We start from the raw sequence: 13493 nt of genomic DNA on the forward strand, positions 1-13493 counted from the left end.
AAGGGAGGAAGACCGGTCGTTCTACCGGCCGACGGCAACTCCCCAGCCGTCCGCGCGCCAACCGATCGATGCGCTTGTGGGATCCCTCACGGGTTACTGCTGTCCCGGAGGGCTGGTTCTGGATCACTTTCAGTGCCAGGGCCACGGAGGGTCCCCGAAACCGCCCTCGACGGCGCCGGAACTCGCAGGCGTACGCAGCTATTTCGAGTACGCCTACTTCCTCATAACCACCGACGCGACGCCGCCCTGCCGGAGGCCGTGCGCCGGGCCGGGGCGCGCTGGAAGATCGAGAGCAGGGAAAGCCGGACAGACAAGGGAAACGAGCGCCTACCGCCGATCCCCGCCTACGCCCCTGGCGACCACCACCCGACGACAACCGATCACACCACGAAGATCCGAGGCTGTAGTACTTGGCCCGGGACCGGTCCGGATCTTGACGGAGATCGCGTCGGAGGGGCGGCCCTGGCCGGGGGACAGGTGCGGCCTCGCAGTTGTTCGGCTGTCGCAATCACCGCGCGACGTCGTCACGCACTGCTCCATGACGCTGCGACAGCAGCGATTCGCACTGGCGCCGGTCCGGTCGCTGCCCGGCAGGCGGGCCCGCCCTCGCCAGGTCGCGCGGGCGGTCGCGGGCAGGGGAAGATCAAGTGGTGAACTCATCCGTGGCGGAGGCCGTCTCCGTCGTTCTGCTGTTCGCGGTGCTGGCGTGCGCCGTCATTCGCCCGTTCGGGTGGCCGGAGGCGGTGGTCGCCGTCCCGGCTGCGGGCGTGGTGATCGCCACCGGGGCGCTCTCGCTGGGGCACGCCCGAGAGGAGGCGGAACGACTGGGGCCGGTGATCGGGTTCCTTGCGGCCGTCCTGGTCCTCGCCCAGCTGTGTGACGACGAGGGGCTGTTCCACGCGTGCGGGGCGTGGATGGCCCGTAGTGCGGCTGGGCGCCCGCGCCGCCTGCTGTGGCAGGTGTTCGCCGCCGCATCGGTGATCACCGCGGTGCTCAGTCTGGACGCCACGATCGTGCTGCTGACGCCGGTGGTGTTCGCCACCGCCGCCCGGCTCGGCGCCCGGCCGAAACCGCACGTCTACGCCTGCACCCACCTGTCGAACACCGCGTCGCTGCTGCTGCCTGTCTCCAACCTCACCAACCTGCTCGCGTTCGCCGCCAGCGGGCTGAGCTTCACGCGCTTCGCCGCCCTGATGGCCCTGCCCTGGCTGGTGGCCATCGCCACCGAGTACGTGGTCTTCCGCCTGTTCTTCGCCACCGACCTGGACGCAGGGGCTCAGGCCCCACGCGCCGCCGGGGAGCGCGAACTGCCGGTGTTCGCCCTGGTCACAGTGGCCTGCACGCTGGCCGGGTTCGTCCTCACGTCCGTGGTGGACGTCAATCCCGCGTGGGCGGCCTTCGCCGGCGCCCTCGTGCTCGCCGGGCGGGCTCTGGCCCAGCGCCGTACCACGCCCACCGCCATCGTGCGGGCCGCCGCGGTGCCGTTCCTCGCCTTCGTCCTCGCCCTGGGACTGGTGGTCCGCGCGGTCGTCGACAACGGGCTGGCGGCGGCGCTGGGACACCTGATCCCGGGCGGTACGGGACTGGTGGCGCTGTTCGGTATCGCGGCCCTGGCCGCGGTGCTGGCCAACGTCATCAACAACCTGCCCGCCGTGCTGGTGCTGCTGCCGCTGACCGCCCCGTCCGGGCCGGGCGCGGTCCTGGCAGTCCTGCTGGGGGTGAACATCGGCCCGAACCTCACCTACGCCGGTTCCCTGGCCACGCTGCTGTGGCGGCGCATCGTGCACGAACACGACAGCAACGTCGAACTCGGTGAGTTCACCCGGCTCGGTGTCTTCACCGTGCCTGCCGCCCTGGGGCTGTCGGTGGTGGCACTGTGGACCCCGCTCACCCTCATCGGAGGCTGACCGTCATGAAAGTCATCGCCTGGATCACCGAGGGCACCTGGCCCGCCGGCATCGACGCCGCCCGCGCCCACGCGCCCGACGACGCCGACATCGTGCTGCTCCACGTCACCCCGGCCGACGTCCCGGGCGCGGCGCACGGCGCCTTCGCCGGTCTGCTCGGCCGCGGCCATGGCGAACGCGACCCCGGCACGCAGGTGGAGCACCTCGCCGCTGCCTCCGCCGAGACATTCCTGGCCGAGGCCGCGCAGCGTCTGGGCCGCCCGTGCACCCTCGTCGAGCGGACCGGCCGCGTCGAGCGGGAGGTCGTCGCCGCTGCCGAGGGTGCCGACCTGCTCATCCTCACCCGCGACGGTGACCGGACCCATCTCGGGCCGCGCAGCCTCGGACATGCCGGCCGTTTCATCGTCGACCACGCCCCGTGCCCCGTCCTGCTGGTGTGGCCCGAGCCCGCACCCGGCATCGACACCATCCCGCCCCCGCCGCCCCACCCGCCGCACCACCGATAGCGGCAGGCACCCGGCATCGGACCGTCGTTCGGGGCCGGGAGCATGGGCGACGGTGAAGCAGACCGAATTCTTGGTGCGATGCGAGCAGTCGAGGTCCAGCAGACCTCGGTGGCGGGGATCCCGGCAGCTGAGCCCGGCTCTTCCCGCTCGCGGCGCCGGCGGGCGCCGACAGCGAGCCGACGCCCCGTCGACATACCTGTAGGGCGTCCACCGGCAGGTCCCCAGCAAGAACGGCAACATGCTGCTGAACATCGCGCCGATGGCCGACGGCACCATCCCCCAGGCGCAGAAGGACATCCTGCTCGGTATCGGCGACCACCTGAAGCGCTTCGGCGAGTCGGTGTACGCGACCGGCGCCTGGACGGCGTACGGCGAGGGCCCGACGAAGATGGGCGGCGGCTCGTTCACCACCCCGCATGCCGGCACCGCGCAGGACATCCGCTTCACTCGGAACAAGGCCGGCAACGTCCTGTACGCCACCGCCCTGGGCTGGCCCGGCAGCTCGCTGACGATCAAGACCCTCAGCTCGGACCGGATCAACCTGTCGTCGCTGACCTCGGTGAAACTCCTCGGCACCACCGCCGGTACCTACATCGACCTGCCCACGCCGGTCCAGAACCCCTCCGGCCTCACGGTCAACCTGCCGTCCTCGGCGCCGTACAGCGCCAACGCCTACGTCCTGAAACTCGCCTTCTCCGGAACGATCCCGGGCCTGCGACCGCTCGCCGGCGCCGCCGCCTTCACGGACGTCAACTACAGCGGCAATGCCGGCGTGTTCGATGTCGGTGAGTACACCGCGGCCGACATGACCGTGGCCGGACTGGGCGCGCGCACGCTCTCCTCCCTTCGGCCGGCCCCCGGGTACCAGGTGATCGGCTACGCCGGAGACGACTTCACCGGCACCTCCTGGACCTTCACCGACGAAAACCCCGACCTGCGGGTCACCGGCAACAACGACCAGATCACCTCGCTGAAGGTCCAGTTCGACCCGGCCACCTACTTCCGGCTCACCAACATCACCGGCGGCCTCGTCCTGGACAGTGGCGGCAACGTCGCCTCGGGCTCCGACCTCAAGCAATGGACCTGGAACGGCAGTTCCAACCTGCTGTGGCAGGCGGTGGCGGTCGGAGACGGCTACTACAAGCTGGTCAACCGCACGAACGGCATGGTCGCCGACGGCTGGGGCGCCACGGCCAACGGCTCCGCAGCCAGACAGGCCGCCTGGAACGGGGGCACCAACCAGCAGTGGACGATCGCCCACCGGGGCGACGGCCGCTATTCGATCGCCAACCGCACCACCGGCCTGGTCCTCGACGGCGGCGGCAATGTCGACTCGGGTTCCGTCACCAAGCAGTGGACGTACGGAAGCAGCACCAACCTGCTGTGGACCTTCACGTCGCTCTGATCGCAGGTCCGGCATGGCAAGCGGCTGCGGCGGTGCCATGGCGATCCGCTGCGCCGGGACGACGGATCGGACGTGGGTGGCCGGATCAGTGTCGGCTGAACTGGACCTGGGTCGGCTGCACCACGTTCGGCCGTAGCGCGATCCCGCTGATGGTCAGCTGCTCTCCATAAATGTCCGTGAGCCGGATTGTGCTGCCGCATCCGCGGCCGTCGGCGGAAACGAAGTAGTTGTAGTCGGTACGGGGCAGTTGCCGCCAGCCGTTGGCGGTGCGGACCTCCAGCCGCGCGACCGGATTGCGGTGGCCGATCGCCTGGATGCCGCACCAGTAGGGGCTGGAGCCGGTCTTGTACCGGATGGAGATCGTGCCGGACGTGCTGGGGCTCAGCAGGCTCCAGGTGATCGGTATCCGACCGGCTTCGAGCGGGGCGAGCTTGGCGAACGCCTGTCGGCTGAGGTCGAGTTGACCAGGCGCGCAGGGAGCCGGGCATTCGTTGGTGATCCGGACCGTGATGGAGGCGCCGTTGGCCGCGTGGACGCGCACGTACGCGCCGCACGCCCGGGACGTCTCGTAGTCGGTGGTGTTCATCGCGGCGATCATGAGGTCGCTGCTCGGGCCGAACAGACAGGCGCCGTTTCCGTCGCCGGCCTCGTAGGCGGTGGCGACCCCTCGGTACGTGGTGCCGGGCCGGATTCGTCCCGCCGACGGTGACGCGGTGGACGCCGTCCGCGGGGGCCGAGGGGTGGTTTCGGCCGACGGTCGTGCCGCCGCGGTGCTCGCACCGGCCGTCGGTGTCGAGGTGCCGGTCCCCTCGGGGGTCGCCGACGCGGTCGGGTTGTCCTTGTCGGTCGTGGTGCCGGTTCTCACCTGACCGGTGGCGGCGGGTGTGGCCGCGGCGGGTGTCGCATCCACCTTGCGGTCGGGAAGCAGCCCCATGACCAGGTAGGCGAGGACGCCCGCGGCGGCCAGCCCCACCGTGGTGCCCAGCATGATCCTCTGTCTGCGCCGGCGCTGCCGCGCGGCCTGCCTCGGTGTCGTCATGTCCGTCCGTTCGGAAGATCGAATCGATGGTGCACTGTCCAGTGGCCGCCGGCAGCGAAAAGGTTGCCGCCCAGGTTGCGGGGTCTGCACCTGCACGGACTTTCATGCGTGGCGTTGACGACATCCGGAGTCGCCGCTCGAGCCGCCGTCATGGCCGTCGTCGGCCTGACGCCGACCGCCGGTGCGGCTCATGGGGCGGGGCTGACGGGCACACAACATCCGGGCGCGCCGCGTGCAGCACCGACTGGCTGTTTGAGCTGTTCTGCGGCCAGAGCCAGGCGGACGAGCGCATCTCGCAGTGGCTCGCCGCAAGCCTCGTCGACACCCCGATGCAGACGGCCGACTCCTGAGTCCGATCGGCCCCAGTCCGTGCCGAGGGAAATACGCAGCCATGCCCGGCAGCCGCCCTGCTTGCGCAGGTCGGCCAGGAAGCCTCTCCGGTCAGCCGATGCCCTGCGGGCGCCGGGGCTTGATGGGGCCGGGCCGGAGTGAGAGACCGAGTTGACGGCTTTTCAAGTCAGCCTGACGTGTACTCCTACACCGTCGGCGACGACAAGTGGGGCACTGGTTCCAGCGAGCCGTCCGTCTGTCGACCGAGCCGCTCGAAGTCCGACTCGTCTTCCCCGTAGACCTCACGCCGGCGTCGGGGCACCGAGACCTCCATGACTGCCGAAGTCCCGCCGCTGCGAACTCCGCCCGTCTGCGGCCCGGCCCCGCACTGGCCGGGCACCGTACGCGAGGGTCATGCCGTCATCGCACGTCACGATCCCGAAGCCGCGTACCCGACCCCGAAGCTGAACTCGCGGCGCCGACCGGGTTCCAGGTCGAGTGCAGCGAGGTGTTCGGGGCGGTTGAAGGCGTTGGTCATCGTCTCGACGGGTTCGAGTGCGATGGAGGCGCGCCGGTCGCGTGCCAGCGTGTCTCCGGTGAAGACGTGCATGTAGCCGCCGTACTGCCACACCCGCAGTTCCTCGCCGGTCGCCGGATCGGTGAGTACTGTCTCGATCCGGCCGTCGGCGCCAGGGGTCAGGTCCGCGTAGCAGGCGTCGATGACCGCGTCACCGAGTCGTTTCGGTGCCCGGAAGTCCATGTCGGGGCAGTCGTCCAGGGGGAGCAGGGCATCCTCGCCGGGCAGCGGGATGAGGGATGCGTCAGTGCGGATCAAGGTATGCGCGGGGATGTGCAGGGCCAGGTCGTCGATGGGGCGTGACAGGGTGAAGTACGGGTGCCAGCCGGCCGCGTAGGGGGCGGTGGTGTCGCCCACGTTCGCCGCGCGGATCTCGATGCTCAGCTCCCGCGCCGTGACGGTGAATTCGACTTCGAGGTCGAGGGCGAACGGATAGCCAGGGTGCCGTTCCGGTCTGACGCTCGTGGTACGGAGCAGCAGGCGGGCGGAGTCGGCCGTCGCGGTGGTGTGGACGAGCTCGAACGGTGCCTCGCGTGCGAAGCCGTGGTAGATCGTGCGGTCCTCGTGGTGGCCGGGCAGGAGGTCGTGGTCGTGGCCGTCGTAGTGGTAGCGGCCGTCGGCGACGCGGTTGGGGAAGGGGGCTAGCAGGCCGGCTCGTACGCCGTCCTGGGAGAGGAGTTCCTTTTCGTCGCGGTAGCCGTCCGTCAGCTCCTTCAGCGGGCCTGCCGCTCCGTGCCTGACTTGCCAGCTCAGCAGGGTCGCTCCGCGCAGGGCGAGGACGACGCGTGCCGAATCGTCCGGTGCGGAGACGGCAAGGGTGGGTTCGCCGCCGAGACGGTCCTCGGCGATCCGGTACTCGGCGGTCATTCCCCCGGTGTTCCCTTCAGCTCGCTTCGGGGGCGAGCTTCTTCGCGCCCGTCATGATGGCCACCGCGTCCTCCATGGAGTGCGACTGCGGGGTGATGACCCCCGCGCAGCCGCCGAGTCGCTGGATGTGGATGCGGTCGGCGACCTCGAAGACGTTCGGCATGTTGTGGCTGATGAGGATGATGCCGAGGCCCTGGTCGCGCAGGTCGCGGACGAGTTTGAGGACCTGGCCGGTCTCGCGGACGCCGAGAGCGGCCGTCGGCTCGTCGAGGATCACGACACGGCCGCCGAAGGCTGCTGAGCGGGCGACGGCCACGGACTGGCGCTGGCCGCCGGAGAGCGTCTCCACGGCTTGGCCGATGTTCTGCAGGGTGCCGATGCCGAGCCGCTTCATGTGGTCGGCGGCCTGCTTCTTCATCTCGCCGGTGTCCAGCATGCGGAAGACCGAGCCGAGGATGCCCTTGCGGCGGATCTCGCGGGCGAGGAAGAGGTTGCTGGCGATGTCCAGGGCGGGGGCCACGGCGAGGGTCTGGTAGACCGTCTCGATGCCGGCGTCGCGGGCGTCCTGGGGCCGCTTGAAGTTCACCTCCTTGCCGTCGACGAGGATGCTGCCCTGGTCGGGCACGAGGGCCCCGGACAGGCACTTGATCAGGGTGGACTTGCCGGCGCCGTTGTCGCCGATGACGGCGAGGACCTCGCCGGGGTACAGGGTGAGGTTGACGTCGTTCAGTCCGACGACCCGGCCGAAGACCTTGACCAGGCCCTTGGCCTCGAGAACGGGGGCGGTGGCACGCGTCACGACTTCACACTCCGGATCCACTGGTCGACGGAGACAGCCGCGATCACCAGGACGCCGACTGCGAGGACTTGGTAGTTCGGGTCGATGCCGGCCAGCGCGAGGCCGTTGACGAAGACCTGGACGATCAGCGCGCCGATCAGCGAGCCGATCACCACGCCGCGTCCGCCGAACAGGCTGGTGCCGCCGATGACGACCGCCGTGATGGACTGCAGGTTGGCGTTGAGGCCACTGTTGGGGTCGCCGCCGCCGACGCGACCGACCAGGATCCAGGCGCCCACGGCGATGGCGAAACCGCCGACCATGTAGGCGCTCAGCAGCACCCGGTTGACGGAGATGCCGGCCAGGCGGGCGGCCTCGATGTCGTCGCCCACGGCGTACAGGTGCCGGCCCCAGGCGGTGTAGCGCAGGGCGTAGCCGATCACCGTGTACAGGGCGATCATGATCAGGACGCCGTTGGTCAGGTTCAGCTGCCCGAGGGAGACCGTGTTGGCGGTCCACATGAGGATGTTGCCCGGCTGCAGGGCGATGGTCTGGCCCTTGGCGTAGACGAGGGTGATCGCGGTGAAGATGCTGAGGGTGCCGAGGGTGACGATGAACGGCGGCAGCTTGATCTTGGTGACCAGCAGCCCGTTGACGGCCTGTGCGGCGACGGCGACCGCCGCGCCGGCGAACAGGGCCAGCACGCCGGGCCAGTGGTTGTCCGCGACGAGCTTCGACATCAGCAGCGAGGCGAGCACCATGACCGCGCCGATGGACAGGTCGATGCCGGCGGTGAGGATGATGACCGTCTGCCCGACGGCGAGCGAGCCGATGACGGCGACCTGCTGGGCGACCAGCGAGAGGTTCTGCAACGCGTAGAAGCGTTCGTTCACCAGGGAGAACACGACGGCGGCGAGCACCAGCACGATGGCCGGGCTGAGCGCCGGCTGACGGTGCAGCACCGAGTGGATGCGCTGGCTGAGGGTGGCGGGCCGGTTGAGGAACTCCTCCGCCGGTGCCGATGTGGCTTGAGGGTCCACGTGAGTGGTCACAGGGGGTCCTTCCGGTTTCTTCCCTGGTACGGGCTCATGGGCTCGTGTGGTGCGGGTGCGACGCCGGAGCCGTGACGGCTTCCGGCGTCGCACCCGGCGCGGGGTGTCAGCTGCCCCAGCAGGCGGAGGCGGCCTGCGACGGGGACTGCACGGTCAAGCCGCCCAGGGACTTCCCGGCCGCCAGCGCGGTGCCGGTGTCGTAGAACGACTTGCCGTTGGTGACGCTGGGCTTGCTGCCGCCGCGGGCCAGCTTGGCGATCGAGTCGACGCCGAGGGCCGCCATCTTGCCCGGGTACTGCACGGCGTCGGCGGCGAACTCGCCACTGGTGACGTTCTTCAGGCCGGCGCAGCTGCCGTCGATCGCGTAGATCGCGACGTTCTTCTCCTTGCCGGCTGCCTTCAGCGCGTTGAACGCGCCCTCGCCCGCGGGCTCGTTGATCGCGTAGACGACGTTGATGTTCGGGTTGGCGGACAGGCAGTTCTCCATCGCGGTGCGGCCACCGTCGATGGCGCCCTGGGTCGGCTGGTGGCAGGCGATGGTGTAGCTGCCGCCCTTGCCGCCGGTGTACTTGCCGGACTTGGCTTCCTTGCCGTTCTCCGTCTTGCTGCCCGGGTCGATGCCCATGCCCTCCAGGAAGCCGTGGTCGCGGTTGATGTCCACGGAGACGACCTGGTTGTTGAACAGGTCGAGCATGGCGATGACCGCCGGCTTGCCGTTCAGGGCGGCCGCGGCGTACTGGCCGTCGAGCTTGCCCGCCTGCTCGTTGTCGGTGGCGTAGGTGATGTCCGCGACGCTGGGCGGGTTGGGCGCGGTGTCCAGGGCGATCACGAAGAGGCCGGCCTGCTTGGCGCGGTTCAGGGCGGCGTTCACGGCGTCGCCGTTGGTGGTGATGAGGATGCCCTTGTCGCCGCGCGATATGGCGTTGTCGATGGCGGTGATCTGGGTCTGGGTGTCGCCGTCGCTGTTGCCCGCCGCCACCGTGAGACTCACGTTGTCCTTGGCCGCCTGGGTCTTGGCATCCTTCTCCATGCTCACGAAGTACGGGTTGGTGAGCGTCTTCAGGATCAGCGAGACACCCACCTTGCCGCCGCCGGACGCGGACGAAGAGGAGCTCCCGTTCGAAGAACCGCAGGCCACGAGCGTGGCGCCGAGGCAGACGGTGACGCCGATCGCTGCCGCCCGGGTACGCCGGCCGCGGCGGCTCGACACCTGGCTGGTGGAGATGTTCATGGCTTGATCCCTTTCGGAGCCGTCCCTTGGCCGACGCTGAGACAACGTTGACTGGGCGAGATACTGGGCCTGTATGGACGAGCCCGTCAAGACGCTGATAGACATGCGCGGGCAACGAGTAGGTAACGCACAACCGGTTGGAGACAACGATGACTCAGGGCGAGGCCGCGCCCCGGTCCACCCGCAGCCGCCCCACCATGCGTGAGGTCGCGGCGCTGGCCGGAGTGGCCATCAAGACCGTCTCGCGCGTGTTCAACGGCGTCCCCACCGTCGATCCGGCGATCGTCGCCAGGGTGCGCGAGGCCGCCGACAAACTGGGCTATCGTCCCAACCTCACGGCCAGCAGCCTGCGCCGCGGCGACGGCCGCACCGCCACCATCGGCATGCTCGTCGAGGACGCGGCCAACCCCTTCTCCGCCGTCCTGACCCGCACCGTGGAGAACGTGGCCCGGGAACGCGGCGTGCTGGTGCTGGTCGGGAGCCTCGACGAGGACCCGGAGCGCGAACGGGAGTTGGCCCGGGCACTCGTCGACCGCCGGGTCGACGGGCTGGTGATCGTCCCGGCGGGACGCGACCAGAGCTATCTGATCAACGAGCAGCACACCGGCACCTGCATGGTCTTCGTCGACCGCGAGGCCGGGCTGCTCGACGCGGACGCCGTCGTCTCCGAGAACCGGCAGGGCGCCATCACCGCCGTCAACCATCTTCTGAAGGCAGGCCACCGCCGCATCGCCTACCTCGGCGACCGTGCGTCCATCCCCACCGCCGCCCAGCGCTTCGACGGCTACCGGCACGCCCTGGAAGTCGCGCACATCGAGTACGACGACGAGATCGTCCGCCACGTCGGGTCCAGCGAGGAGGCGGCCATCGCCGCGACCGAGCAGGTCCTGGCGCTGTCCGATCCGCCGACGGCGCTGTTCACCAGCCAGAACTTCGTGACCATCGGCGCCGTCCGCGCGCTGCGCGCCATGGGCCTGCAGGACAGCGTCGCCCAGGTGGGCTTCGATGACTTCCCGCTGGCCGACATCCTCAGCCCGGGCATCTCCGTCATCGCCCAGGACGTCGAGCAGGTGGGCAGGACAGCCGCCGAGATGCTCTTCCGCAGGCTGGACGGCGACGAGTCGCCCACCCGCACCGTCACCGTGCCGACCCGGCTGATCGAGCGGGGCTCCGGCGAGATCCCAGCCGAAGGGCCGTGCCATGACTGAGCCGACGCATGTGACGAAGCCGTCGCCGATCGTGACCGTGATCGGCGAAGCCCTCATCGATCTGGTCCAGCTCGACCTGCCGGGGGACTACCGCGCCCGGCCCGGCGGCAGCCCGTTCAACGTCGCCGTCGGCCTGACCCGGCTCGGACACCGCACCGCACTCATGGCACGCCTGGCCGACAACACCTTCGGCCGCATGCTCCGCACCCAGGCCGAGGCCGAGGGCATCGACCTGACGTACGCCCCGGCGGCCGCCGAACCCACCACGCTCGCCGTGGTCTCCATGGACTCCGAGGGCCGGGCGAGCTACGACTTCTACCTGGACGGCACCGCGGACTGGCAGTGGACCGATGCGGAGACCGCCCGAACCCCGCAGGACACCGCCGTACTGCACTTCGGCTCGGTCGCCTCCTGGACACCGCCGGCCGCCGAGCACATCCACTCCGCCGTCCAGCGCCTGCGCACCGACGGCACGACGCTGATCAGCTACGACCCCAACGTCCGTCCTGCCCTGCTTGGCGACCCGGAGCCCGGCAGGCACGCCGTGGAACGCAGCGTCGGCATCGCCCACCTGGTCAAGGCCAGCCGTGAGGACGTCGAGTGGCTCTACCCGGACACGTCGATCGAGCGGATCGCCGCCCACTGGCTGGAGCTGGGCGCGCTCCTCGTCGTCATCACCGACGGCCCCGACGGCGCTCACGCCTTCCACACTCGTGCGGGAGGCCTGAGCAGGCCCGGCCGGAAGGTCGCGGTGGTGGACACCGTCGGCGCCGGCGACGCGTTCACCGCGGGGCTCCTCGGCGCGCTGCTCCGCCACGGCCTGACCACCCCGCAGACGCTGGGAACGGCCGACCCGGACGTACTGGCGATCGCCGTGGACGACGCGATCCTCGTCTCTGCGCTGACCTGCGAGCGCCTGGGCGCCGACCCGCCCACCGTACGATCCCGCCCCCACCTGCCTGCCCAGGCGCCCCTGGAGGCGACGGATCTGACGTTCCCCGACGGCACCGGCCTGGTGGACACGGGCAGCCCAACTCCGCAGCCGTTGCGGTCCGTCAAGAGCTGACACGGTCACGCGGCGCGGGGTTCCCGGCGGCGCATTGCAGGGGGTGATTTGCGTGTCGCCACACCGTAGGAACGGGCAGGTCAGAGGCGTATGTGGTGGGCGCTGTCCAGTGCGTTCGTCGCGCGGATCAGGGGTCGCGACGAACGTCCCTTCCTGCACGCGGCTGCCGCGAACACCCATGCGATCGCAGGGTACGAGCGGCCCGCTTCGAGACCGGAAGCAGGTGACCTGTCGAGGGTTCCGCACTCCGTGGCAGCCTCGGGCGCAGCAGCGACGCCCATGCGGACGTCAACCCTTCCGGACCCTCTCTTGTCGAGTACACCTTCGGCGGCCGGCGGGTCATCGAGGAGTAGGTCGACTGCATTCACCGGGGAGGAAGGGCTGACAAGGGGCAGGCTCCGGCTGTTCCGCATTTCGTCGACATGCCGGTGGGTCGATGGCCGTATCTGATCGGTGAGTACGCGACCGTGGCCGGGCGCCCGACACCCGTCAACCGCCCTGCTCGCTGCTCTTGCGTTGCCCATGCCAAGCCTCTATAACGTGTCCTGCAGGTATCGGCGGGGATGGCCGGAAATGGCAGGTGCCGCCGACCAGGGGGGATCCTCGGCTCCGCCGCGATCGGCATCAGTGCCCGCAGACCGACGGAGACCGAACCATGACCGACGACGCATATCGTGCTGCCCTGACCCGCCTGGCCGTCGACCCGGCCTTCCGCGCCGAACTCGACGGCGACACCGACGAGGTGGCGCGAAGACTCGGCCTGTCGCCCGCGCAGGTCGCCGAACTCCGCTCCCTCCGCGTCGAGTCCGGCACCGACGGGGGACCGGCCGCTCTCGACCCACGGCTGTCCAAGTCGTCCCTGTTCTTCGGAAGCGCGGCGCATGCGCTGGCGCACCACGACGTCCCGGCCGACCACGCCGTGTCAACCGACCACGCCGTACCCGCGGACCACGTCTCCGGCGACCACGACGCCGGGGGCTCGGCCTCCGCCGGCCACTCGTCGGAGCTGCCGGATCCCGCCGCGGGTCAGGAGGGCGTCGGCGGCGTCGACGTGGCGTCGACCGGCTCCCACAGCCTGCTCGGCGGCCCGCTGCTGGACCGGTCGCCTGTCGAATCGGCTGGTGGACAGGGACAGTTCGGCGACTTCGGCGGCTTCGGCGGTTTCGACGAGCACGGGGCCGCGGGTACGGGCGCGGACCTCGGCGGGCTCGGTGGGCAGGTCGGCGGGGGTGCCGAAGGGGGCTTCGGTGACTTCGGCGCCGGGGGCGACGGCGGGTTCGGCGGAGCCGAGGGAGGCTTCGGCGGGCTCGGCGGCGGTGCCGACGGTGGCTTCGGTGACGGGGGGCCGGGCGCCGGTGGGTTCGGCGATGGTGGGTTCGGTGATCTCGGTGGCCATGGCGGCTTCGGCGGTGCCGGTGGGGACGGCGGCTTCGGCGGTGAAGGCGGCAGTGACGCCGGTCACTTCGGTCACGGGGGCATCTACGACCGCGACGGCGGCGATGGCGGCGGTGACAGCGGTGGCGGTGG

At 70.3% G+C, this 13493-nt stretch carries 9 protein-coding genes and 2 pseudogenes; 6 read left to right on the forward strand and 5 right to left on the reverse strand.

Annotation, left to right across the window (positions count from 1 at the left end; all coding sequences use genetic code 11):
* Positions 1–650 precede the first annotated feature (650 nt).
* The 3 genes and pseudogenes from LMU33_RS04735 to LMU33_RS04745 all read left to right on the forward strand — a co-directional run.
* Entirely contained in the window at positions 651–1907 is a 1257-nt protein-coding gene (locus LMU33_RS04735) for an SLC13 family permease (protein WP_228617591.1), read from the forward strand.
* A gap of 5 nt (positions 1908–1912) precedes the next feature.
* A complete protein-coding gene (locus LMU33_RS04740; protein ID WP_228617593.1) occupies positions 1913–2413 on the forward strand; it encodes a universal stress protein in 501 nt (166 codons plus the stop codon).
* A gap of 223 nt (positions 2414–2636) precedes the next feature.
* A pseudogene (locus LMU33_RS04745) lies at positions 2637–3818 on the forward strand (RICIN domain-containing protein); the annotation flags it as partial.
* An 85-nt stretch (positions 3819–3903) separates the two neighbouring features.
* Here LMU33_RS04745 and LMU33_RS04750 read toward each other — a convergent pair.
* From LMU33_RS04750 to LMU33_RS04770, 5 genes are all read right to left on the reverse strand, one after another.
* Complete coding sequence (locus tag LMU33_RS04750) at positions 3904–4857, reverse strand: expansin EXLX1 family cellulose-binding protein (protein ID WP_228617594.1); 954 nt, start codon at positions 4855–4857, stop codon at positions 3904–3906.
* Positions 4858–5617: 760 nt separating this feature from the next.
* Positions 5618–6631: an aldose 1-epimerase gene (locus tag LMU33_RS04755; RefSeq protein ID WP_228617596.1), complete on the reverse strand. Its 1014-nt coding sequence runs from the start codon at positions 6629–6631 to the stop codon at positions 5618–5620.
* A 16-nt stretch (positions 6632–6647) separates the two neighbouring features.
* Positions 6648–7430 carry an ATP-binding cassette domain-containing protein gene (locus LMU33_RS04760; RefSeq protein WP_228617597.1) on the reverse strand — a complete coding sequence of 261 codons (783 nt, stop codon included), beginning with the start codon at positions 7428–7430 and terminating at the stop codon, positions 6648–6650.
* Positions 7427–8461, reverse strand: coding sequence for an ABC transporter permease (locus LMU33_RS04765; protein WP_228617599.1), 1035 nt, complete (start codon positions 8459–8461; stop codon positions 7427–7429). The genes LMU33_RS04760 and LMU33_RS04765 overlap by 4 nt, the downstream gene beginning before the upstream one ends.
* A 106-nt stretch (positions 8462–8567) precedes the next feature.
* Complete coding sequence (locus LMU33_RS04770; RefSeq protein WP_228617601.1) at positions 8568–9692, reverse strand: substrate-binding domain-containing protein; 1125 nt, start codon at positions 9690–9692, stop codon at positions 8568–8570.
* Positions 9693–9841: 149 nt separating this feature from the next.
* Between LMU33_RS04770 and LMU33_RS04775 the strand changes: the two genes are divergently transcribed.
* The 3 genes and pseudogenes from LMU33_RS04775 to LMU33_RS04785 all read left to right on the forward strand — a co-directional run.
* On the forward strand, positions 9842–10900 hold the full coding sequence (locus LMU33_RS04775; RefSeq protein WP_228617602.1) for a LacI family DNA-binding transcriptional regulator: 1059 nt from the start codon (positions 9842–9844) through the stop codon (positions 10898–10900).
* Positions 10893–11966 carry a carbohydrate kinase family protein gene (locus tag LMU33_RS04780; protein ID WP_228617604.1) on the forward strand — a complete coding sequence of 358 codons (1074 nt, stop codon included), beginning with the start codon at positions 10893–10895 and terminating at the stop codon, positions 11964–11966. The genes LMU33_RS04775 and LMU33_RS04780 overlap by 8 nt, the downstream gene beginning before the upstream one ends.
* Positions 11967–12621: 655 nt before the next feature.
* A pseudogene (locus LMU33_RS04785) lies at positions 12622–13493 on the forward strand (hypothetical protein); the annotation flags it as partial.

The organism is Streptomyces barringtoniae (assembly GCF_020819595.1).
Lineage (GTDB): Bacteria > Actinomycetota > Actinomycetes > Streptomycetales > Streptomycetaceae > Streptomyces > Streptomyces barringtoniae.

Excerpts from the sequence above, each read along its gene's own strand:
- LMU33_RS04740 (WP_228617593.1), top strand. The coding sequence starts at position 1,913 with ATGAAAGTCATCGCCTGGATCACCGAGGGCACCTGGCCCGCCGGCATC.
- LMU33_RS04755 (WP_228617596.1), bottom strand. The coding sequence starts at position 6,631 with ATGACCGCCGAGTACCGGATCGCCGAGGACCGTCTCGGCGGCGAACCC.
- LMU33_RS04775 (WP_228617602.1), top strand. The coding sequence starts at position 9,842 with ATGACTCAGGGCGAGGCCGCGCCCCGGTCCACCCGCAGCCGCCCCACC.
- LMU33_RS04780 (WP_228617604.1), top strand. The coding sequence starts at position 10,893 with ATGACTGAGCCGACGCATGTGACGAAGCCGTCGCCGATCGTGACCGTG.
- LMU33_RS04750 (WP_228617594.1), bottom strand. The coding sequence starts at position 4,857 with ATGACGACACCGAGGCAGGCCGCGCGGCAGCGCCGGCGCAGACAGAGG.
- LMU33_RS04770 (WP_228617601.1), bottom strand. The coding sequence starts at position 9,692 with ATGAACATCTCCACCAGCCAGGTGTCGAGCCGCCGCGGCCGGCGTACC.